The sequence below is a fragment of the Curtobacterium sp. LFS079 genome (genome assembly GCF_047977865.1).
Lineage (GTDB): Bacteria > Actinomycetota > Actinomycetes > Actinomycetales > Micrococcaceae > Arthrobacter.
The window spans coordinates 222,565-244,037 of record NZ_JBFPFO010000005.1; the positions used below are offsets into that span (position 1 = coordinate 222,565).

Annotated in this window: 19 protein-coding genes and 1 riboswitch; of the genes, 16 read left to right on the forward strand and 3 right to left on the reverse strand. The window is 66.8% G+C overall.

From position 1 onward, the window contains the following. Positions 1 to 80: 80 nt before the first annotated feature. Positions 81 to 3,668, forward strand: a complete 3,588-nt coding sequence (gene smc / locus ACNQPB_RS11130; protein ID WP_498751635.1) for a chromosome segregation protein SMC — start codon at positions 81 to 83, stop codon at positions 3,666 to 3,668. Positions 3,669 to 3,713: 45 nt separating this feature from the next. After that, the gene (gene ftsY / locus ACNQPB_RS11135) at positions 3,714 to 4,922 is read left to right on the forward strand and encodes a signal recognition particle-docking protein FtsY (RefSeq protein ID WP_498751637.1); all 1,209 of its coding nucleotides are present in this window, start codon (positions 3,714 to 3,716) and stop codon (positions 4,920 to 4,922) included. Between the two features lie 100 nt (positions 4,923 to 5,022). On the opposite strand, the gene ACNQPB_RS11140 is transcribed toward ftsY, so the two are convergent. Further along, a complete protein-coding gene (locus ACNQPB_RS11140) occupies positions 5,023 to 6,255 on the reverse strand; it encodes an MFS transporter (protein WP_498751639.1) in 1,233 nt (410 codons plus the stop codon). Positions 6,256 to 6,526: 271 nt separating this feature from the next. On the opposite strand from ACNQPB_RS11140, the gene ACNQPB_RS11145 reads away from it, so the two are divergent. Together ACNQPB_RS11145 and ACNQPB_RS11150 are read left to right on the forward strand one after the other, a co-directional pair. Continuing rightward, positions 6,527 to 7,876 carry an ammonium transporter gene (locus ACNQPB_RS11145; protein ID WP_498751641.1) on the forward strand — a complete coding sequence of 450 codons (1,350 nt, stop codon included), beginning with the start codon at positions 6,527 to 6,529 and terminating at the stop codon, positions 7,874 to 7,876. Further along, complete coding sequence (locus ACNQPB_RS11150; RefSeq protein WP_498751642.1) at positions 7,873 to 8,211, forward strand: P-II family nitrogen regulator; 339 nt, start codon at positions 7,873 to 7,875, stop codon at positions 8,209 to 8,211. Before ACNQPB_RS11145 ends, ACNQPB_RS11150 begins: the two co-directional genes overlap by 4 nt. Before the next feature lie 124 nt (positions 8,212 to 8,335). Here ACNQPB_RS11150 and ACNQPB_RS11155 read toward each other — a convergent pair whose 3' ends face one another. Next, a complete protein-coding gene (locus ACNQPB_RS11155; RefSeq protein ID WP_498751644.1) occupies positions 8,336 to 9,736 on the reverse strand; it encodes a glucose-6-phosphate dehydrogenase in 1,401 nt (466 codons plus the stop codon). 157 nt (positions 9,737 to 9,893) lie between these two features. Here ACNQPB_RS11155 and ffh point away from each other — a divergent pair, with 157 nt between their 5' ends. Both ffh and ACNQPB_RS11165 read left to right on the forward strand, forming a co-directional pair. After that, entirely contained in the window at positions 9,894 to 11,465 is a 1,572-nt protein-coding gene (gene ffh, locus ACNQPB_RS11160) for a signal recognition particle protein (protein ID WP_498751645.1), read from the forward strand. 156 nt (positions 11,466 to 11,621) lie between these two features. Beyond that, positions 11,622 to 12,347: an alpha/beta fold hydrolase gene (locus ACNQPB_RS11165; RefSeq protein WP_498751647.1), complete on the forward strand. Its 726-nt coding sequence runs from the start codon at positions 11,622 to 11,624 to the stop codon at positions 12,345 to 12,347. Here the strand turns inward: ACNQPB_RS11165 and thiC are convergent. Next, entirely contained in the window at positions 12,344 to 14,149 is a 1,806-nt protein-coding gene (gene thiC, locus ACNQPB_RS11170) for a phosphomethylpyrimidine synthase ThiC (protein ID WP_498751649.1), read from the reverse strand. The two genes, ACNQPB_RS11165 and thiC, sit on opposite strands and share 4 nt — an antisense overlap. Further along, positions 14,145 to 14,252, reverse strand: a riboswitch (TPP riboswitch). It overlaps the preceding gene by 5 nt. Before the next feature lie 59 nt (positions 14,253 to 14,311). On the opposite strand from thiC, the gene ACNQPB_RS11175 reads away from it, so the two are divergent. The 10 genes from ACNQPB_RS11175 (at position 14,312) to lepB (ACNQPB_RS11220) (ending at position 21,421) form a co-directional block, all read left to right on the forward strand. Then, entirely contained in the window at positions 14,312 to 15,394 is a 1,083-nt protein-coding gene (locus ACNQPB_RS11175) for an amidohydrolase family protein (RefSeq protein WP_498751651.1), read from the forward strand. Between the two features lie 83 nt (positions 15,395 to 15,477). Further along, positions 15,478 to 16,350: a VOC family protein gene (locus tag ACNQPB_RS11180; protein WP_498751653.1), complete on the forward strand. Its 873-nt coding sequence runs from the start codon at positions 15,478 to 15,480 to the stop codon at positions 16,348 to 16,350. A 98-nt stretch (positions 16,351 to 16,448) separates the two neighbouring features. Continuing rightward, positions 16,449 to 16,886 (forward strand): hypothetical protein, encoded by a 438-nt coding sequence (locus ACNQPB_RS11185; RefSeq protein WP_498751655.1) that lies wholly within the window; start codon positions 16,449 to 16,451, stop codon positions 16,884 to 16,886. Positions 16,887 to 17,117: 231 nt separating this feature from the next. Beyond that, on the forward strand, positions 17,118 to 17,540 hold the full coding sequence (rpsP, locus tag ACNQPB_RS11190; protein ID WP_115788751.1) for a 30S ribosomal protein S16: 423 nt from the start codon (positions 17,118 to 17,120) through the stop codon (positions 17,538 to 17,540). Between the two features lies 1 nt (position 17,541). After that, positions 17,542 to 17,784 (forward strand): RNA-binding protein, encoded by a 243-nt coding sequence (locus ACNQPB_RS11195; protein ID WP_070347547.1) that lies wholly within the window; start codon positions 17,542 to 17,544, stop codon positions 17,782 to 17,784. Positions 17,785 to 17,926: 142 nt separating this feature from the next. Continuing rightward, positions 17,927 to 18,484 (forward strand): ribosome maturation factor RimM, encoded by a 558-nt coding sequence (gene rimM, locus ACNQPB_RS11200; protein ID WP_498751657.1) that lies wholly within the window; start codon positions 17,927 to 17,929, stop codon positions 18,482 to 18,484. Then, positions 18,481 to 19,296 carry a tRNA (guanosine(37)-N1)-methyltransferase TrmD gene (gene trmD, locus ACNQPB_RS11205; RefSeq protein WP_498751659.1) on the forward strand — a complete coding sequence of 272 codons (816 nt, stop codon included), beginning with the start codon at positions 18,481 to 18,483 and terminating at the stop codon, positions 19,294 to 19,296. The genes rimM and trmD overlap by 4 nt, the downstream gene beginning before the upstream one ends. 251 nt (positions 19,297 to 19,547) lie before the next feature. Next, entirely contained in the window at positions 19,548 to 19,901 is a 354-nt protein-coding gene (rplS, locus tag ACNQPB_RS11210; RefSeq protein ID WP_115788748.1) for a 50S ribosomal protein L19, read from the forward strand. A gap of 80 nt (positions 19,902 to 19,981) precedes the next feature. After that, positions 19,982 to 20,659 (forward strand): signal peptidase I, encoded by a 678-nt coding sequence (gene lepB / locus ACNQPB_RS11215; protein WP_498751661.1) that lies wholly within the window; start codon positions 19,982 to 19,984, stop codon positions 20,657 to 20,659. Then, a complete protein-coding gene (gene lepB, locus ACNQPB_RS11220; RefSeq protein ID WP_498751663.1) occupies positions 20,660 to 21,421 on the forward strand; it encodes a signal peptidase I in 762 nt (253 codons plus the stop codon). Positions 21,422 to 21,473 lie beyond the last annotated feature (52 nt).

Genomic DNA, 21,473 nt, shown 5'->3' on the forward strand with positions numbered 1-21,473 from the left:
CAGGCTCAAATCCGGTGATTGTCGGCGTCGGGCAGTAGATTTGGAAGCACAAGCTGCCACTGGAGGAGTTCCGAACCACCTTGCATTTGAAAAGTCTGACTGTCCGGGGATTCAAGTCGTTCGCGTCGGCCACGACGTTCGACTTCGAACCCGGCGTCACTGCGGTGGTTGGCCCCAACGGCTCCGGCAAGTCCAACGTGGTTGACGCCCTCGCCTGGGTGATGGGTGAGCAGGGCGCCAAGACCCTGCGCGGCGGCAAGATGGAAGACGTCATTTTTGCCGGTACGGCGGGGCGTGCGCCGCTCGGCCGCGCACATGTTTCGCTCACCATCGACAACGCCGACGGCGCGCTGCCCATCGAATACAGCGAAGTCACCATTTCCCGCACCCTTTTCCGGGCCGGCGGCTCCGAGTACGCCATCAACGGCTCGCCCTGCCGCCTGCTGGACATCCAGGAACTGCTCTCCGATTCCGGCCTGGGCCGGGAAATGCATGTGATCGTCGGCCAGGGCCAGCTGGACCGGGTCCTGCACGCCACCCCGGAGGATCGCCGCGGCTTCATCGAAGAGGCCGCGGGCATCCTGAAGCACCGGCGCCGCAAGGAAAAGACCGTCCGGAAGCTTGAGGCAATGCAGTCCAACCTGCAGCGGCTGGGTGACCTCACGGCTGAAATCCGCCGGCAGCTGACCCCGCTCGGCAAGCAGGCCGAGGTGGCCCGCCGGGCGCAGACGGTGCAGTTCGAGGTCCGCGACGCCAAGGCACGACTCCTGGCCGATGAACTCGTCCGCCTCAACGAGGCCCTGGAGGAGGACGTGGCCACCGAGGCCGCCCTGAAGGAACGCCGCGAAACCGTGGAACTGGAGCTCGGGGCCGGCCGGCAGCGCCAGGCCGAGGTGGAACGGCTCGCCGCCGAAGCCACGCCGCGGCTGAACGCCGCACGGGACTCCTGGTACCAGCTTTCGGCCTCACGCGAGCGGCTCCGTGCGCTCGGCTCCCTGGCCACCGAGAGGCGCCGCCTGCTGGGCGCCTCTGATTCCGTTCCCGATTCCGGGCGGGACCCGGAGCAGCTTGAGCGCCAGGCCGCGCGGGTCCGCCAGGAACAGTCCGTCTTGGAACAGGACATCGAGGACCGCAAGGAAGCACTCGAAGGGGCCGGGCTGGCCCGCCAGGAAGCCGAGGAACTCGCTGCTGCCGAGGACAGGCGGCTGACGGCGGTGCTGCGGGCCGCGGCCGACCGCCGCGAAGGCATTGCCAGGCTCGTTGGGCAGCTCGCCGCCGCGCGCTCGAAGGCCGAGGCAGCCGACGCCGAACGCGGGCGCCTGCGCGAATCCATGACCGCAGGCGAGGAACGGCGCCGCCTGGCCCAGCAGGAATTCACCGCCCTCGAATCCCAGGTGGCCGGGGTGGAGGACGGCGAGGAAAGCCTCGATGCCGAGTACGAGGAGGCTACGGCACTCCTGGACGGCGTCGTGGCCGAGATCGAAGGCCTGAAGAACGCCGAACGCGACCGGCTCCGCGAACGGGACGCCCTCGCTGCCCGCCGGGATGCCCTCCAGCTCGGCCTGAACCGCAAGGACGGGTCCGGCCGGGTTCTCTCGTCCGGCACCCCCGGGGTGCTCGGCCCGCTGTCCGAAATGCTCGCGGTCGAGCCCGGCTATGAGACCGCCGTCGCCGCAGCCCTCGGCAGCCATTCGGACGCGGTGGTGGTGTCGGGAGCGGACGCCGCGAAGGCGGCGGTGCAGCTCTTGAAGGACGACGACGGCGGCCGGGTGTCGCTGCTGCTCGCGAACGGCGGGGCGGTGGCCGGTCCGGAAACCGGGCAGGCGGCGCTTCCTGAGTTGCCGGAGGGGGCCCGCTGGGCCGCAGCACTGATCCGCAGCGAAGGCGCGGACACCGCGGCGCCCCTGCTGGCCCGCACCGCCGTCGTCGACGGGCTGGACGCCGCGGCGGAGCTGATCACGCGCCACCCCGGGCTGACCGCGGTGACCCGTGCCGGCGACGTCTTCACCGCGCTGACCGTCAGCGGCGGTTCGGCGGACGCGCCGTCGCTGCTTGAGGTGCAGGCCGCCGTCGACGACGCCGAAAGCCGCCTCGCCGTCCTCACCGCCGGCCTCGAACGCGGCCGCTTCTCCCTGGCCGCCGCCGAAGCACGCCGCGCACAAGCGCAGGAGCGGGCCGATGCCGCCTTGGAAAAGCTGCACGATTCTGATGCCCGGCTGGCCGCCGTCGCGGAACGGCTCGGCCACCTGAACTCCCAGCTGCGCAGTGCCGTCGCCGAAAGCGACCGCCTCGCCGACTCGCTGGCCAAGGCCGAATTGAACATTGCCGTCGCCGAGGAAGCCCTGGAGGCAGCGGCCGAACGCCTCGCCGCGGCCCAGGAAGCCCCTGAAGAAGACGAGCCGTCCACCGAACAGCGGGATGCCCTCGCCGCCGCTGCCAGCCACGCCCGGGCCCGTGAAATGGAGGTGCGCCTGGCGCTGCGCAGCGCCGAGGAACAGCTCAACGCCACCGCCAACAGGGCCGCGTCGCTGGAACGTGCCGCCGCCACTGAGCGCCGTGCCCGCGAGGAAGCGGCGCGCCGTGCCGAGCGCCGCAAAGCCCAGGCCGCCCGGGCCGCCGCCGTGGCACGGGCCGTCGAACATGCCGTGCGTTTCATAGACGTCTCGGTGGAACTGGCAGCACGGGCCCGTGACCATGCCGAGGCCGTGAAGGAACAACGCGACAAGGAACTCGCCGGGCTGCGCAGCAGCAACGACGCCTTGGCCCGGGAACTGGCCGGACTGACCGATTCGGTGCACCGCGACGAACTCGCCCGGGCCCAGCAGCGACTGCGCATCGAGGCCCTCGAAGCCCGCTCCATCGAAGAACTCGGGCTTTCGCCGGAGCAGCTGGTGGCGGACTATGGCCCGGAGCAGCCGGTGCCGCTGCCCGCGGACGGCAAGGACAAGTGGGCCGAGCTGCGCGCCGAAGTGGACGAGGACGGGAACGCGGTCCCCGCGGGGAAGCCCTTCGTCCGCGAAGAGCAGGAAAAGCGGCTACGCAAGGCCGAACGGGACCTTGCTGCCCTGGGGAAGGTCAACCCGCTAGCCCTGGAGGAGTTCGCGGCGCTCGAGGAACGCCACCAGTTCCTCAGCACCCAGCTCGAAGACCTGAAGGCAAGCCGCAAGGACCTGCTTGACATCATCAAGGAGGTGGACAAGAGAGTGCAGGAGGTGTTCTCCGAGGCCTTCGCCGACACGTCCAAGCAGTTCGACCACGTCTTCGCCCGCCTGTTTCCCGGCGGCGAGGGCCGGCTGGTGCTGACCGACCCGGACGACATGCTCACCACCGGCATCGAGGTTGAGGCCCGGCCCGCCGGAAAGAAAATCAAGCGGCTCTCGCTGCTCTCCGGCGGCGAACGCTCACTGACTGCCGTCGCCCTGCTCGTGGCGATTTTCAAGGCCCGGCCCTCGCCCTTCTACGTGATGGACGAAGTGGAAGCGGCCCTGGACGACACCAACCTTGGCCGGCTCATCACCATCTTCGAGGAACTGCGGGAATCCAGCCAGCTGATCGTGATCACTCACCAGAAACGCACCATGGAGGTTGCAGACGCGCTGTATGGAGTAACCATGCGCGGAGACGGGGTCTCCACGGTCGTCAGCCAGCGCATCGACGCCGGGGTGTGACGGGTTTCGGACCGGGACGCCATCCGGCTATGAGAAGCTAGGGGTGTGAACGATCTCCTCCCCATTATTCTGTCCATAGCCGCTGCCCTCGTGGTTATCGGCGGGCTGATTCCGGTGCTCCTGAAGGCGCGGAAGTCCGCGGCCAGGTACCCCGGAACGCGTGACGCCAACGATCCGGCAGCCCCGGCCGCCGGCGGAACCGTGGTGGAAGAGCGCGACGGTTTCGTTGACGAACGCAAGGCACCGGCCGGCGTCGAGACCGCCGAAACACCCGAAGCGGATGTCACGGATGAAGCCGCCGGCCTCGAAACCATTCAGGTCGAAACCCCTGCCCCGGTGGAAGGCAGGCTCCAGCGGCTCCGCGCCCGCCTGGTCAAATCCAACAACGTCCTCGGCAAGGGCCTGCTGGCCCTGCTTGCCAGCGACAAGATCGACGAAAGCGTCTGGGATGAGGTCGAGGAGACCCTGCTCCTGGCCGATCTCGGCACCGAACCCACCATGCAACTCGTGGACGCTCTCCGTGAGCGCGTGAAGGTGCTGGGCACCCGCACCCCGGAGCACGTCAAGGCTCTCCTGCGCGAGGAACTCATCAAGCTCGTCGATCCCACCATGGACCGCAGCCTGAAGGTCGAACGCAAGAACGGCCACCCCGCCGTCGTGATCGTGGTCGGCGTCAATGGCGTCGGCAAGACCACCACGGTGGGCAAGCTTGCCCGCGTGCTGGTTGCCGAGGACAAGGACGTGATCCTCGGCGCGGCGGACACCTTCCGCGCCGCCGCCGCCGAGCAGCTTGCCACTTGGGGCCAGCGCGTCGGCGTTCCCACTGTGAAGTCCGACGTCGACGGCGCGGACCCCGCGTCCGTCGCCTTTGAGTCGGTGAAGGCGGGCATTGAACAGGAGGTCGACGTTGTTATGGTCGACACTGCAGGCCGCCTGCAGAACAAGGTGGGCCTGATGGACGAGCTCGGCAAGGTCAAGCGCGTCATCGAAAAACTCGCCGAAGTGGACGAGGTCCTGCTGGTCCTCGATGCCACCACGGGCCAGAACGGCCTGAACCAGGCGAAGGTCTTCTCCGAGGTGGTCAACATCACCGGCATCGTCCTCACCAAGCTGGACGGCACCGCCAAGGGCGGCATCGTCGTCGCGATCCAGAGGGCGCTCGGGGTACCGGTCAAACTGGTGGGCCTGGGCGAAGGACCGGACGACCTCGCCCCCTTCGAAGCCGACACCTTCGTGGACGCGCTGCTCAACTAGCAGGCCGGAACGGACAAGCGGCAGCACATAGCCCGGCGGCCCGCAGGATCATCCTGCGGGCCGCCGGGCTATTTCTATCGGGCGCTTGCGAGGCCGGCCCCTAGGCGGTGCGGCGCTCCGGCAGGGTCTCCGGCGCGGTCAGCCACCAAGCGGCGGAGAGCAGCAACAGGCTGCCGGTGGCCGCGAACGCCCAGCTGTATCCGAAGGCATCGGCAAGCACACCGGCCAGCACCGGGCCCACGATTGCGCCGGCGTCGGCAGCCATCTGGAAGGTGGCCAGCACCTTTCCGCCGGAGCGCCCCTGTCCGAGGACGTCGCCGACGGCGGCTTGCTGGGCCGGGCCGAGCACGCCGGACCCGAAGCCGGCCACGGCGGAGACGAGAAGGAAAGCAGGCAGGTTGCCCGTCAGGCCGATGCCCGCCGTCGCGAGGCCCGTGACCACCAGGCCTGCTGCGATCAGCGGCTTGCGTCCGATCCGGTCCGCAAGGCGGCCGGAAAAGCTCAGGGCCACGGCGTTGCCGCCGGCGAACACCGCCAGCGCCCAGCCGGCGGACGCCGTCCCGGCCGCAAGGACCGCGACGGCGAACAATGGCACCGTTGCCATGCGCACGCCGAATACTGCCCAGCCGTTGCTGAAACTGGAGAAAAGCGAAGCCCGGTAGGCCCGGTCTGTCAGCGCCTCGCGCAACGACATGGCCGGGACGGCAGCGCTGCTTGCTGCTCCTGCGGAAGGACCGGCACCGAGCTGGAATCTGACGAGCAGGGCGGCAAGGACCAGCGCCGAGGCATACGCAAGGAACGGCACCCTGAGCCCGAAACCCGCCAACAGGCCACCGACTACGGGACCGAGCACGCTGCCCATCAGGAACGCTGACGAATAGGCGCCGGAAACCCGGCCCCGGCTCTCGGGCGGCGCGAGCCTGATGAGCAGGCCCATCGCCGCGACGGTGAACATCACCGAACCGGCACCGCCGAGTCCCCGGAAGATGAGCAGTTGCCAGTAGTCCTGGGCGAAGGCGCAGGCCGCCGTCGAGACCGCCACGATCAGCAGGCCCGACACATACACGGTTCGTTCGCCCAGCTTGCCGATCAAGGCGCCGCCGGCCGGAGCGAAGGCGAGGCGCATGAAGGCGAAGATGCTCACAATGACCGCCGCGGCGGTGGCACCGACGTCGAAGGTGGTGGCGAACTGCGGCAGCACCGGAGCCACCAGGCCGAAGCCAAGGGCGATCAGGAAGGCCGCGAGCAGCATGACCTTGATGTCACGTGGCAGCGCGAGGCGCCGGAGCGGGGTTGGGGAGCCGGTTACCGGTTCCCGGGTTGTTTCGCGCATGCGGCGGCTGACCTCGAAGTAGGCGGGATTTCATGGCGGTGCTTCCAAGGTAACAAAGCCCGGGGGCCGATGATTCCGGCCGTGTGGTGTGATCCACGAAACATCGCCGTAACGCCGGGGATATGCACCATTTACCTTTGGGAGGTTCTTGTAACAGGAGCGCAATCTAAAACCTGCGCGGGCGAAACACTGCGGGCCGAAACTTTTTTGTAGAACGCAAACGGCGTTGGTACAGGCGGCATCGGCCGCATAAGCAGAGAGGACGCAGACCATGGAATTCACCGCCGGTCTCGTTTGGCTCCTGGTCGCAGCAGCGCTCGTGCTGTTCATGACCCCGGGCCTGGCATTCTTCTACGGCGGCATGACCCGTGCCAAAGCCGCCCTGAACATGATGATGATGAGCTTCATCGCCATCGGCACCGTGGCCATTGTCTGGGTCCTGTGGGGCGCCTCGATGTCCACCAGCAACAAGGACAACTTCTTCCAGATCTTCGCGAACCCCTTCAGCCACTTCGGACTGCACAACTTCACCGAACCGGCTGACCTGCTGAAGGTCGGCTACGCCGCCACCTTCGCCATCATCACCGTGGCACTGATCTCCGGCGCCATCGCCGACCGGGCCAAGTTCTCGGCATGGACGCTGTTCACGCCGATCTGGGCCACTCTCGTCTACGCACCCATGGCCTACATGGTCTGGGGCGGCGGGCTGTTCTCCGCCGACGGCTGGTTCGGCAAGACCTTTGCACCGGTGATCGACTTCGCCGGCGGCACCGTGGTCCACATCAACGCCGGTGTGGCCGGCCTGATCCTCGTGCTGATCATCGGCAACCGCAAGGGCTTCGGCAAGGACCCCAACCACCGCCCGCACAACGTGCCGCTGATCATGCTCGGCGCGGCCATCCTGTGGTTCGGCTGGTTCGGCTTCAACGCCGGTGCAGCCGCAACCGTTCAGCAGGGCGGCCTGATCTGGATCAACACCCTCGTTGCCCCGGCCGCGGCCATGCTCGGCTGGCTCGTGGTGGAACGCATCCGCGACGGCCACCCCACTTCGCTCGGCGCGGCCTCCGGTGTGGTTGCCGGCCTGGTCGCCATCACCCCTGCTTGTGCGAACGTCTCCCCGCTGGGTGCCATCGCCCTTGGTGTGGTTGCCGGTGTGGCCTCCGCCCTCGCTGTCGGCCTGAAGTTCAAGCTCGGCTACGACGACTCGCTCGACGTGGTGGGCGTCCACCTGGTCTCCGGCGTCATCGGTACCGTGGCCATCGGGTTCCTCGCCACTCCCACCCAGGGCGCGGCCGGACTCTTCTACGGCGGCGGCACCACCCAGCTCGTGGCACAGGCACTGGCGGCACTCATGTCCATCGTCTTCACCGGGGTCATGACCTTCATCATCGCCTACCCGATCCACAAGATCATGGGCTTCCGCATCTCCGAGCGCCAGGAAATCGCCGGCGCCGACCTCAGCCTCCACGCCGAAACGGCCTACGAATTCGGAGTCAGCGGGCACGGCGGAAGCTTCCAGCCGCTCCATGACCTGATCACCGGCAAGAAGTCGGCCCCCGCCGAGGCCGAAGAAGCCACCGAAGCCGCAACTGCAAGCAACAAGGAGAGTGTCCAGGCATGAAACTCATTACCGCGATTGTCCGTCCGGAGAAGCTTGAGGCTGTCCGTGAAGGCCTCGAGGCCTACGGCGTCCAGGGACTGACGGTCAGCGCGGCCAGCGGATACGGCCGCCAGCGCGGCTACACCGAGGTGTACCGGGGAGCCGAGTACAACGTTGACCTCTTGCCGAAGATCCGCATCGAAGTACTGGCCACCGACGAACAGTCTGACGACATCCTGGATGTTCTGATCGCCTCGTCCAACACCGGACGCGCCGGTGACGGCAAGGTCTGGACGGTGGACGTCCACGAGGCAGTCCGGGTCCGCACCGGAGAACGCGGCGCAGCCGCCATCTAAAAGATGAGCGCAGCCGCCATCTGATCCGGGCTTTCCACCGGAGGCAAGGAACGGGCCGGGTACCGATAAGGTACCCGGCCCGTTTTTCTGTATCCGGTTCTCTCCGCGGCAGCGGGGCCGGGCGTCAGCGCCCGACGGCGGTGGGCCAACCCGCCGGACCGGCGCTGCCGGCGTCGTACTTCTCCAGCGGCACCGAATCCCTGGCCCACGCGGCAAGAACCGGTTCCACGATCCTCCAGCACTGTTCCGCGGTGTCGCCGCGCACCGACAGCAGGGGATCGCCGCTGATCACCCCTTCGAGGACTTCACCGTAGGGGAGCAGCTCGGAGGCGTTGAGCTCGGCCAGCAGCGTCGCCCGGTCGAGACTGAAGATGTCGCCCGGGCCGTTGACGTCGACGTCGAGCTGCAGCGTGTCTGGGCCGAAGCCGATCCGCAGCTGGTTGGGGGAGTCCACGCCGCGGAAACCTTCCGGCAGGTGCGGCACGGGGCGGAAGGTGACCAGCGCTTCCTTGCGCATCATGCCCAAGGCCTTGCCCGAACGCAGGATGAATGGAACGCCCTTCCAGCGCCAGTTATCGATTCCCACCTGGACCTCGGCGAGGGTTTCGGTGTTGCGGTCGGCGTCCACCCCTTCCTCGGCGGCGTAGTCGGGGATGTCGCGGCCGCCGATGCTCCCGGCACTGTAGCGGGCCCTGCGCGTCGACTTCTTGTAGGGTGCGGTGATGCTGCTGGCGCGCAGGACCGTCGAGATCGCATCGCGCAGGTCGCGCTCGCCGATGGTGGCCGGGGCATCGATCGCCAGCAGGGCCATGATGTGCAGCAAGTGGCTCTGGATCATGTCACGCAAAGCGCCGGCGCCGTCGTAATAGCGGGCGCGGCCCTCCAGCGCGAGGTCCTCATCGAAGATGATCTCCACCTTCTCGATGTGCTCGCGGTTCCACACCGGTTCCAGGAAACGGTTGGCGAAGCGCAGGCCCAGGATGTTCAGCACCGTGGCCTTGCCCAGGAAATGGTCTACGCGGTGGATGTGGTCTTCCGGGACCAGCCCCGCCAGCGTCTGGTTCAGGGCATGCGCCGAATCGGTGCCCGAACCGAAGGGCTTTTCCAGGACGAGGCGGGTGCCGGGCGGAAGCTGCGCCCGGTCAAGGATTTCGCAGGCTTTCTGGCTGACCTGCGGGGGAAGGGCGAAGTAGACGGCAACGGGTGCCTCCAGCGTGTCGATCAGTGCGGCCAGGCTGCCCTCCGCTGTGACGTCGAGGCTATGGTAGGCGGTGTTCTTTTCCATGGCGGCAAGGCCGGCCTTGCCCTCGCTGCCAGCGGACTTGGCGGCCTCGGCGAAGGTATCGTGGACCCGCTTGCGCCACTGCGCCGCGGTCCAGTCATCGGAGCCGGCGCCCACGAGCGACAGGTCCGCAGCGCGGCCCGAGGCCACCAGCCGCGCCAGTCCCGGCAGCAGCAGCCTGCCGGTGAGGTCACCCGAAGCACCAAGGATGAGCAGTGTTTTCACAGTGTTTTCGCTGGTCACTGTGCCAGCATGCCATCTTGGAGGTGCAACTTGGTACCCTAGATAGTCGGGTCCCGCAGCCGCGCTGAATCAGTGTTGTCCGGGACAACGATCGGCAATGATGCAGGCGCGCCGCTCCGGCCGCCATCCGTAGACCATTGAAAGAAGTGCACGTCGCGTGTTCAATTCACTCTCTGACCGGTTGACAGCAACCTTCAAGAATCTCCGTGGCAAGGGACGCCTCTCCGAGGCCGACGTCGATGCCACAGTCCGGGAGATCCGCCGCGCCCTCCTGGACGCGGATGTTGCCGTTCCCGTGGTCCGTGAATTCGCCGGACGCATCCGCGAACGTGCTCTCGGATCCGAGGTCTCAGCCGCGCTGAACCCGAGCCAGCAGATCGTAAAGATCGTCAACGAGGAACTCGTGGAGATCCTCGGCGGCGAAACCCGCCGCATCCGGCTGGCCAAGACCGGCCCCACCGTCATCATGCTCGCCGGCCTCCAGGGCGCCGGCAAGACCACCCTCGCGGGCAAGCTTGCCAAATGGATGAAGTCCCAGGGCCACAGCCCCATCCTGGTTGCCTGTGACCTCCAGCGGCCCAACGCCGTGACCCAGTTGCAGGTGGTGGGCGGCCGCGCCGGTGTTCCGGTGTTTGCCCCTCACCCGGGCACCACCTCAGACCTCGAGACCCCCACCGGTGACCCGGTCGCCGTCGCGAAGGCCGGCGTCGAGGAAGCCCGGCAGAAGCTGCACGACGTCGTGATCGTGGACACCGCCGGACGCCTCGGCGTCGACGCCCAAATGATGGACCAGGCGCGCCGTATCCGCCAGGCGATCATCCCCAACGAAGTGCTGTTCGTCATCGACTCGATGATCGGCCAGGACGCCGTGAACACTGCGCTCGCCTTCGACGAGGGCGTCAACTTCACAGGCATCGTCCTGTCCAAGCTCGACGGCGACGCGCGCGGCGGTGCCGCGCTGTCGGTCTCGTCCGTGACCGGCAAGCCCGTCATGTTCGCCTCCACCGGTGAAAACCTCGACGACTTCGAGCTGTTCCACCCGGACCGCATGGCCTCTCGCATCCTCGACATGGGCGACGTCCTCAGCCTGATCGAACAGGCGGAGAAGAACTGGGACAAGGACGAAGCCGCCCGGATGGCGAAGAAGTTCGCCGACCAGGAAGACTTCACCCTGGACGACTTCCTGGCCCAGATGCAGCAGATCCGCAAGATGGGCTCCATGAAGAAGATGCTCATGATGATGCCGGGTGCCCAGAACATCCGCCAGCAGCTTGAGCAGTTCGATGAGCGCGAGATCGACCGCGTCGAAGCCATCGTGCGCTCCATGACTCCGCACGAGCGTGTTGCGCCGAAGATCATCAACGGCTCGCGCCGCGCCCGTATTGCCCGCGGTTCCGGTGTGCACGTTTCCGAGGTCAACGGCCTGCTGGAGCGTTTCGCCCAGGCGCAGAAGATGATGAAGAAGCTTGCCCAGGGCGGCGGCATGCCGGGAATGCCCGGGATGTCCGGCATGGGCGGCGGCGCGCGCAAGGGCGGCAAGAACGCGCCCAAGAAGAAGGCCCGTTCCGGAAACCCGGCCAAGGCGGCCCAGGAACTGCGCGACGCCGAGGCCAAGCGCAGTGCGGCAGCTTCCGCTCCGAGCGGGGCGGCTTTCGGCCAGGGTGCCGCGGACTTCGATCCGTCCCAGTTGAACCTGCCCAAGGGCTTCGACAAGTTCCTCGGTAAGTAGGGTCTCCTCCCAACTGACTCGCACGTAAGGCCGTTCTGAGCGGTGAAAACGGCCATGACTGCCAGACAGTTGGGATGTCGGAGGGCCCCCATAACGCTTAGCCTGCTCCCCGTCTCGCTTCGCTCGGCCGGGCCCCTCGCAATCTAGGCTGGTGCAATGGAAAAGCAACGCGTTGCCTTCGTCCACGGCGGCGGCTCATTCGGAGCCGCCGCTTGGCCGAAGCAGCACGGCATGGCCTTGCAGTTTGACGCCCTCTTCCTGCGGCGCCACGGCTTCGATCCCGTGGCGGAGCCCGTGGAGGCCGATCTTGCTGCCGATGTCGCGATCATCCTGGCTGCCCTGGACAGCGGAGGGACGCCCGGCGGACACCTCGTGGCGCATTCCCAGGGCGCCATCCCGGCGATGCTGGCCGCCGTCGGGCATCCGGAACTGGTGCGCTCACTCGTCCTGGTGGAACCGGCCTGCCTGTCCCTGACCGCGGAACTCCCCGCCACCATGGCGTACCGGGCGCTCATGGAACCCTTGTTCGAGGCCCGGCACCGGCTGGGCGACGAGGAATACCTGCAGGAGTTCCGGCGGCGCACGGCCTCGACGGCCGCGGAACCGCCGTCGAACGAGGACCCGCGCAGGGTCGCCCGGCGGCTGAGGCTGCAGGCACCACCGTGGGAGGCGCCGCTGCATATCGTTCCGGGCGTCCCTACCCTGGTGCTCACGGGCGGCTGGGAACCCCTGTACGAGGAGATCGCCGGCTACCTGCGCGAAACCGGTGCCCTCCACCGCGTCGCGGCAGGAGGACACCGGCCCCATGATTCGCCTGAAGGCGACCGGATCATCCGCTCCTTCATCGCGGAATCGGATCGCGCGCGGCGGACCTCGCCCTAGTTCACTGCGTTTTCGGGCAGCTTCAGCTCGGGGAGGTAGACCTTTCCACCGGCGGCCAGGAATTCTTCGCTCTTCTCCCGCATGCCCGCGTAGGCCTCGGCGATTGCCGCCTGGGAGTCGGCGGAGCCGTACTCGTTGCGGATGTCCTGGCTGATGCGCATGGAGCAGAACTTCGGCCCGCACATCGAGCAGAAGTGCGCCGTCTTGGCCGGCTCCGCGGGAAGGGTCTCATCGTGGAACGCCTCGGCCGTGACCGGGTCCAGCGACAGCGCGAACTGGTCCCGCCAGCGGAACTCGAAGCGGGCCTTGGACAGCGCGTCATCGCGTTCGTTGGCGCCCGGGTGGCCCTTGGCAAGGTCTGCTGCGTGCGCGGCGATCTTATAGGTGATCACGCCGGTCTTCACGTCGTCCTTGTTGGGCAGGCCCAGGTGCTCCTTCGGGGTGACGTAGCAGAGCATGGCCGTGCCGTAGCGGGCGATTTCCGTGGCGCCGATGGCCGAGGTGATGTGGTCGTAGCCGGGAGCGACGTCCGTGACGAGCGGGCCGAGGGTGTAGAACGGGGCGCCGTCGCACAGTTCCTGCTGGCGCTCCACGTTTTCCCGGACCAAGTGGAACGGGATGTGGCCCGGACCTTCCACCATGACCTGGACGTCGTACTTCCAGGCCCGCTTAGTCAGCTCGGCCAGGGTGTCCAGCTCGGCGAACTGGGCGGCGTCGTTGGCGTCCGCCGTCGCGCCCGGCCGGAGTCCGTCGCCCAGGGAGAACGCGACGTCGTACTTGGCGAAGATCTCGCAGAGCTCGTCGAAGTGGGTGTAGAGGAAGTTCTCCTCGTGGTGCGCCAGGCACCAGCCGGCCATGATGGAACCGCCGCGCGAAACGATGCCCGTCACGCGGTTGGCGGTCAGCGGGACGTAGCGCAGCAGCACGCCCGCGTGGATGGTCATGTAGTCCACGCCCTGCTCACACTGCTCGATCACGGTGTCGCGGAAGATCTCCCAGGTCAGCTTGTTGGCCTCGCCGTTGACCTTCTCCAGCGCCTGGTAGATCGGAACGGTGCCGATCGGAACGGGGGAGTTGCGGATAATCCACTCGCGGGTGGTGTGGATGTCATCGCCGGTGGAGAGGTCCATAACGGTGTCCGCGCCCCACTGCGTTGCCCACTGCAGCTTGTCGACTTCTTCGGCGATCGAGCTGGTCACGGCCGAGTTGCCGATGTTGGCATTGATCTTCACCAGGAAGGCCTTGCCGATGATCATCGGCTCGGACTCCGGGTGGTTGATGTTGTTGGGGATGATGGCCCGCCCGGCAGCAACCTCGCTGCGGACCAGTTCGACGTCGCAGTTTTCGCGGAGCGCAACGTACTTCATTTCCGGTGTCACGATGCCCTGCTTGGCGTAGTGCATCTGGGTCACCGTCTTGCCCTCGACGGCGCGGCGGGGCACCGGCTGTGCGCCCTTCCACTCTGCGGAAGCTGCTCCGCGACGCACGGCCGACTTGCCGTCGTCGAGCAGGTTCCGTTCACGGCCGCTGTACTCTTCGGTGTCGCCGCGCCCTTCGATCCAGGCCGCGCGGAACGGTTCCAGCCCGACCACGGGATCGCTGCCGGGACCGGCGGTGCGGTAGACCTGGAACGGCGGGTTGGCCTCGCCGTTGGGGGAGGGCTCCAGCGCAATTTCGGTGACAGGCACCCGAATGCCGGAACCGGCGTCCTCGATATAGGCCAGGGAATGCGATTTCAGCGACTGCGTCACGTCGGCGGAACCGTTCTGGGCAGGGCTGTGCTGTGCATTTGAGGTACTCAAAGGATTACTCACTTCCTTCGCCGGCATTACCCGGACAGGTTCGACGGTCGCAGGCTGCGTCAGCCTGATCTCAGCCCATGCATGGGCCCCCGTGTGGTCGTAGTCGAAGCTACCACAGCCCCGGGCGCGGGGATCGAAAAGCCCGGATGTTACCGTGGCAGCGTGCAGCGCATCATCGAATTCACAGGCCCGGTGCTCTGCGGGCCCGCAGAGGAACGCCGCGGACTGTGGTCGGTGGACGGCCGCCTCACCTTCACCCGCCCGGAACAAGAACCGCACGCGATCCTGGACGGCTGGGTGCTGCCGGGTTTCGTGGATGCCCACTGCCATATCGGCCTCGGGCCAGGCGGAGCGGTGGACGAGGACACTGCCCGGACCCAAGCCCTGGCGGACCGCGACGCCGGAACCCTCCTGGTGCGCGACGCCGGAGTCCCGGCGGATACCCGCTGGCTGCAGGGGAGCGGGGAGGTGCCCCGGATCATCCGCTCCGGCCGGCACATCGCCCGCAGCCGGCGTTACCTGCGCGGCCTTGCCGTGGAAATTGAACCGGAACAGCTCGTGGAGGAAGCCAGGAAGCAGGCCCGCGCGGGCGACGGCTGGGTGAAACTGGTGGGGGACTGGATCGATCGCTCCGCCGGCGACCTCGGACCCTCCTTCCCGGCCGCCGTCGTCAGGGACGCCGTGGCCGCGGTCCATGACGAAGGCGCCCGCGTGACCGCCCATTGTTTTGCGGAGGACACCATCGACGACATGCTCGACGCCGGCATCGACTGCATCGAGCACGCCACGGGCCTGCAGCCCCGGCACATCCCGCGGTTGGTCGAGCAGGCCGTTCCGATCGTTCCCACCCTGGTGAACATCGCGACCTTCCCGGACATCGCCATACACGCCGAAGCCAAGTTCCCCCGCTACGCCGCGCACATGCGGGAGCTGTGGGAAGGCCGCCACGAACGGATCGGCGAGGCGTACGAAGCCGGGGTGCGGATCTATGCGGGAACCGACGCCGGAAGCGTCATCAAGCACGGCCGCATCGCCGACGAGATCCTTGAACTCCATCGTGCCGGGCTTCCCCGGGCCGCGGCCCTCGACGCCGCCTGCTGGTCCGCGCGCGAGTGGCTGGGGGCCGGCGGGATCAGCGAAGGCGCCCCGGCCGATGTCGTGCTCTGCGCGGAGGATCCGCGGCGGAGGCTTGGCACTATCACCCGGCTGCGGCACGTGGTGCTCGGCGGAAAAATGATCAGGTGATTCTTGGAATAAATTGAAGCTTCAAGTAATTTAATAAGAGTAGAAGCGCCGATCGGCGGCGCCAACACTTTTCGGGAGTTTCAATGACCACCGCAGCCAGCCAGGACCTGCTTCCTGCCGAACTGACCATGGGCACCGTCATGCTCAAGGTCGGCGACATGAAGCTCATGAGCGACTACTACCAGAACGCCCTGGGCCTGGACGTCGTGGCGGAGCAGGACGGCGGCCTCTACTACGGGCGCCTCGGGAAACCCCTGGTGCACCTTGCTCCGGGCGGCGGCCTGCAGATTCCCGGGCGCGGGGAAGCGGGCCTCTTCCACACCGCCCTGCTGTTCGGGGACCGGGCCGCCCTCGCGGCGACCGTCGCCTCCGCGGCGCAGTATGAACCGCGCGCCTTCGTCGGAAGCGCGGACCACTTGGTCAGCGAAGCCTTCTATTTCACCGATCCCGAGGGCAACGGCATCGAGCTCTACTACGACAAGCCCCGCGACGGCTGGGAATGGAACGGCAGCTCTGTGGTCATGGACAGCCTTCCGCTGCCGCCGCAGCGCTACCTGCAGGAGCACCTGAGCGAACAAGCACTGGCCGGCCAGCGCGAGGCCGGTGCCGGCGTCGGACATGTCCACCTGCAGGTGGGTGATGTGCAGACTGCCCAGGACTTCTACGTCGACACCCTCGGCTTCGAGCGGACCGCAGGATGGCACGGCCAGGCCCTGTTCGTCTCTGCCGGCGGCTACCACCACCACATGGCGATGAACGTCTGGAACAGCCGCGGGGCCGGCCCGCGCCGCGACACCCTGGGGCTGGGTGAAGTGGTGATCGAGGTGCCGTCCGGTGACGACGTCGGAGCGCTTGCCGATCGCCTCAAGGTCGCCGGAATCGGATCGCACCACACCGGACAGGAGCTGCGTTTCGAAGATCCGTGGCGCAACCGCCTCCGGGTGGCGGTCCGTTAGCTGCCCTGTCCGTTACGCTGATCGTGGCGGCGCGATTCCCCGGTAGTGCCGGTCGACCGCCGCCCCTGCGTTGGAACGGATGAATGAGAGTGGTTTCCATGGGTTTTGCCGAAGTTTTTGTTGCCACCCACGATGAAGCGCTCAAGCGGGCGGCTGCCCTGGAAAGCGGCGGCGACGTGGCCGGGACGGCTGTGCGTATCCCCGGCATCAGCGACTTCGAAGTGGAGCAACTGGGGGACCTGGCCGGGACAGCCGTCCACGCTGCGGGCGCGGACTACGAACTGGCCATGGTCGATGTCACCAGTGACGCATTGCTTGGTGTTCCTGCGGCCATGGTGCGCGCCCTCTCCGAACTGCTCAGCTACGAAAGCGAAGGCGAAGGCAACGTCCTGGACGACGTCGCCGAAAGCTGGGCCGCGCAGGACGACATGCCCTTCGGTGCGGCGGAATCCCGCGGCTATGTCCAGCAGTTGGCGGCGCTGGCCGCAGACGTCGAAAAGTCCGAACGGGCCGGGCTCTACGTCTGGTCCGTCTGAGCTCGATGCCGGGGCTTCAGGGTTTCCCGGGTCCGGCCCCGGCGCGCGCGACACCCCGGTAGCCCCGGTTCGAATTCCCGTCCGCCATCTGGCACAATGGACAGGTACTCGATCCGCGCGGCCCCTCTCTCCGTGCGCGCATCCTGTCCTTAGAACCCTCAAGTACGGCCCGCCCCACGGGTGCAGAACGACGGGTTCACCCTCGTTTCAGAAACAGGAGTGACCACAAAAGTGGCCGTTAAGATTCGCCTCAAGCGCTTCGGTAAGATGCGCGCACCGTACTACCGCATCGTTGTCATGGACGCCCGCGCCAAGCGCGATGGCCGTGCCATCGAAGAAATCGGCAAGTACCACCCCACCGAGGAGCCCTCGTACATCGAGGTCGCTTCCGAGCGTGCCCAGTACTGGCTGTCCGTCGGCGCCCAGCCGACCGAGCAGGTTGCCGCCATCCTGAAGATCACCGGTGACTGGCAGAAGTTCAAGGGCCTGCCGGGCCAGGAAGGCACCCTGAAGACCAAGGCTCCGAAGGAAGCCTTCGTCGCTCCGGAAAAGGGTTCCGTGATCATCCCCGAAGCCATCACCAAGAAGGCCAAGAAGGAAGAGGCCGCTGAGGAAGCCGAGGCTCCCGAGGCAGAAGCCACCGAGGCCGAGTAAATTGCTGGCAGAAGCGCTCGAACACCTGGTCCGCGGCATTGTCGACAGCCCTGAGGATGTCAAGGTCAGTGCCAGGAACAACCGCCGTGGTGAATCGCTCGAGGTCCGCGTCCACCAGGACGACCTCGGACGGGTCATCGGCCGCCAGGGACGCACCGCACGTGCACTGCGCACTGTGATCGCGGCTTTGGCCGGTGGCGAGCAGGTCAGGGTCGACGTCGTCGACACCGACCGTCGCCGGTAGGCGCGCTCAGCAATAGCTGGACTTTGGATCCGGTCCCGCCACCAGATAATGGTGGAGGGGCCGGATTCCTTTTTTCGCCCCATCAGACTTTCGGGCCGCTTGCCGCAGAGGCGCGGCACAGCGTAGGAAATCAGAGGAAACCATGCAGCTTCAGGTGGCCAGAATCGGCAAGCCCCACGGAATCCGCGGCGAGGTGACAGTCCAGGTGCTCACCGACGCTCCCGGGGACCGCTTCGTTCCGGGCACCGAATTCCGGGTGGAACCGGCCAAGCTCGGCCCGCTGACCATCCGGAGCGCCCGCTGGAACAAGGACATCCTGCTGCTCGGTTTCGAACAGGTCGCCGACCGCAACGGCGCCGAGGAAATCCGCGGCGCCAAGCTGTTCGTCGAAACCGACGAGCTGGACGACGACGGCGACGAGGGCTGGTACGAGCACGAGCTGGTGGGCCTGGAAGCCCGGGTGGGCAGCCAGGTGGTCGGCAAGGTTACCGCACTGAACACCCTGCCCGCGCAGGACCTCCTGGTCATCGAGGGCGCGGACGGCAAGGAAATCCTGGTGCCTTTCGTCGAGGAGATCGTTCCCGAGGTCAACCCCGACGGCGGCTACGTGCTGCTGCTCCCGCCGCCCGGCCTGTTCGAGCTGAACAGCGATGAGGCAAAGAACGACGAGACCGAAGGCGACGCCGGAGACCGCGCGTGAGGATCGACGTCGTCAGCATCTTCCCGGAATACCTGGCCCCGCTGGAGCTTTCGCTCATCGGCAAGGCGCGCCAGGACGGCATCCTGGAACTCAACGTCCATGACCTCCGGAGCTTCACCACCGACAGGCATCGGACTGTCGACGACACGCCGTACGGCGGCGGCGCCGGCATGGTCATGAAGCCCGAACCCTGGGCCCAGGCACTTGAATCAGTGGCCGCTGCTGCTTCGGGGGAGCGCCGTCCGGTGCTGGTGGTTCCTTCGCCGGCGGGGGAGCGCTTCACTCAGGCCACTGCCTACGAGCTCGCCGAAGAAGAGCAGTTGGTCTTTGCCTGCGGCCGCTACGAAGGCATCGACGAGCGGGTCATCGAATGGGCCGCGGACCATTTCACGGTCCGCCCGGTAAGCCTGGGCGACTATGTGCTCAACGGCGGCGAGGTAGCCGTGCTGGCCATGGTGGAGGCCATCGGGCGGCTGCTGCCCGGCGTCGTCGGAAATCCCGAATCCCTCGTCGAGGAATCGCATTCGGACGGGCTCCTCGAATACCCCGTCTACACCAAGCCGTCCAGCTGGCGTGACCGGGACGTTCCGGACATCCTGCTCAGCGGCAACCACGGCAAGATCGCCCGCTGGCGCCGCCACGAACAGTTCCGTCGTACCGCCGAGCGCCGTCCGGACCTTCTGGACGCGTTCGACGCCGGCAGCCTGGACCGTGCGGACCGCACCGCTTTCGCCGAGCTCGGGTACGACGTCGTCGACGGCCGCCTGCGGCGCCGCGCTGGAAAGGACCAAGCCGGGGACGCCGGAGCCTGATCCGCACTCGCCGGGCCGGAACCGGGCTGCCGGAAATTGGCCGGCTGCCCGGTGATGTGGCAAAATTGTTCTTTGTGTCTGCTGGGTCCGCACCTGCCACAGGGGGAGCGCAACCAACAGCGGGATACGCGGCACCGCCGATCAGTGGCGGAGCCGGACTTTTGAACTTCGGCGGCAATTTCCGGACGTTTCCGGGCTTGGCCGCCGTGACCCAAAGTGGATGACCTGTGGCGTCCACCAGGAGTGGATCAATGCATATCCTCGATAGCGTAGATGCAGCTTCGCTGCGCAACGATGTTCCCGAGTTCCGCGCCGGTGACACCCTCAAGGTGCACGTGAACATCATCGAAGGCAAGAACTCCCGCGTCCAGGTCTTCCAGGGCTTCGTCCTGGGCCGCCAGGGTGACGGCGTCCGCGAAACCTTCACGGTCCGCAAGGTCTCCTTCGGTGTCGGTGTTGAGCGTACCTTCCCGGTGCACTCCCCGATCATCGAGAAGATCGAGGTCGTCACCAAGGGTGACGTCCGCCGCGCCAAGCTCTACTACATGCGCGAACTGCGCGGTAAGGCTGCGAAGATCAAGGAAAAGCGCGACTTCAACAAGTAAGTCTCCGACTTACGCAGAGGGTCCTGCGATCCGTCCCGGCGTGCGCCGGAGAAATCCGCAACGCAACAGGGATACGAACCATGGACCACGCAGAACGCCAGCCCCGGAAACAGGGCTGGCGTTTTGTTTTGCTCGGAGTGGTCCTGGCCATCGCCATCAGCGGCCTGGTCCGATCCCTCTGGATCGACATCTACTTCATCCCCTCGGAATCGATGGAACCGCTCCTCGGCACCGGGGACCGCATCCTCGTCTCCCGCACGGACTTCAGCGCCGAACCCATCCGCCGCGGCGACATCGTGGTCTTCGACGGCCGGGGGACTTTTGCTCCACTGAACAGCGGCAAGGGCCCGCTGGCAGACGCCGCGGCCGCTGTCGGACACTGGCTGGGCCTGGTCGGGAGCGACACCACCTACGTCAAGCGGGTCATCGGTGTTCCGGGAGACCATGTGCGCTGCTGCGGAGCCGACGGCAGGCTCACAGTCAACGGTCAGGCAGTTGAGGAATCCTACCTCTATCCAGGCGACGCCCCCAGTGTGCAGAAGTTCGACGTCGTGGTGCCGGACGGCCGTCTTTGGCTCATGGGCGACCACCGCTCGCGCTCCGCGGATTCCCGCAGCCTGCTGGGTGCTCCCGGCGGCGGACTGGTTCCTGTGGACCGGGTGATCGGCAGGCCCGTCCGGATTATCTGGCCACTTGATAGATTGGCAGAACTGCCACGGCCCGCAGTGGCAGCAACAACTTCGAAGAACGGACAGTAGATGCCGGAGAATCCCGAACAGGAAGCCGCGACGCCGGATGAGGACGGCACCAAGGGCAATCAGTTCCTGCTTTGGCTCAAAGAGATCGGCATGGTTGTCGGGATCGCCATCGTGCTGTCCTTCCTCATCAAGACTTTCCTGTTCAAGGCGTTCTTCATTCCGTCCGAATCCATGGTGGCCACCCTGGAAAAGGACGACCGGATTTTCGTGAACCTGCTGGTGCCCGAGCCCTTCGCCCTCCAGCACGGGGACATCGTGGTGTTCAAGGACAACCAGGGTTGGCTTCCGGCCACTCAGAAGGGAGACCCCGGGCCCTTCAAATGGCTGCAGGACGGCCTGGCGTTCGTGGGCCTGCTTCCGGATGCGACCGAACAGCACCTCGTCAAGCGCGTCATCGGCCTGCCGGGTGACCATGTGGTCTGCTGCGATGCCCAGGCCCGGGTCAGCGTCAACGGCACGGTGCTGCACGAGGATTACCTCAACCCGGCCCAAACCCCACTCGCGCAGCCCTTTGACGTTGTCGTCCCTGCTGGGAAAATCTGGGTTATGGGCGACAACCGCAACAACTCGGCGGACTCGCGTGAACACCGCGAGGTGAACGGCGGCTTCATCAACCTTCCCGATGTCGAAGGCAAGGCAACTGTGATCGCCTGGCCCGTCGGCCGCTGGCAGGTCCTGGACAACCATGCAGAAGTCTTCCGGAACGTACCGGCGCCGTCCCCCGAAGACAGCAGTTCCAACACTGCGCCCACGGGCAAATGAGTCCCGGGGCAACGGGTGCCGAGCCGGCACGCACGACCGCTGGCAGCGGCCC

Excerpts from the sequence above, each read along its gene's own strand:
- ACNQPB_RS11185 (WP_498751655.1), top strand. The coding sequence starts at position 16,449 with ATGGGTTTTGCCGAAGTTTTTGTTGCCACCCACGATGAAGCGCTCAAG.
- ACNQPB_RS11150 (WP_498751642.1), top strand. The coding sequence starts at position 7,873 with ATGAAACTCATTACCGCGATTGTCCGTCCGGAGAAGCTTGAGGCTGTC.
- ACNQPB_RS11140 (WP_498751639.1), bottom strand. The coding sequence starts at position 6,255 with ATGCGCGAAACAACCCGGGAACCGGTAACCGGCTCCCCAACCCCGCTC.
- rimM (WP_498751657.1), top strand. The coding sequence starts at position 17,927 with ATGCAGCTTCAGGTGGCCAGAATCGGCAAGCCCCACGGAATCCGCGGC.
- rplS (WP_115788748.1), top strand. The coding sequence starts at position 19,548 with ATGCATATCCTCGATAGCGTAGATGCAGCTTCGCTGCGCAACGATGTT.
- ACNQPB_RS11165 (WP_498751647.1), top strand. The coding sequence starts at position 11,622 with ATGGAAAAGCAACGCGTTGCCTTCGTCCACGGCGGCGGCTCATTCGGA.
- lepB (WP_498751661.1), top strand. The coding sequence starts at position 19,982 with ATGGACCACGCAGAACGCCAGCCCCGGAAACAGGGCTGGCGTTTTGTT.
- ACNQPB_RS11145 (WP_498751641.1), top strand. The coding sequence starts at position 6,527 with ATGGAATTCACCGCCGGTCTCGTTTGGCTCCTGGTCGCAGCAGCGCTC.
- ACNQPB_RS11180 (WP_498751653.1), top strand. The coding sequence starts at position 15,478 with ATGACCACCGCAGCCAGCCAGGACCTGCTTCCTGCCGAACTGACCATG.
- lepB (WP_498751663.1), top strand. The coding sequence starts at position 20,660 with ATGCCGGAGAATCCCGAACAGGAAGCCGCGACGCCGGATGAGGACGGC.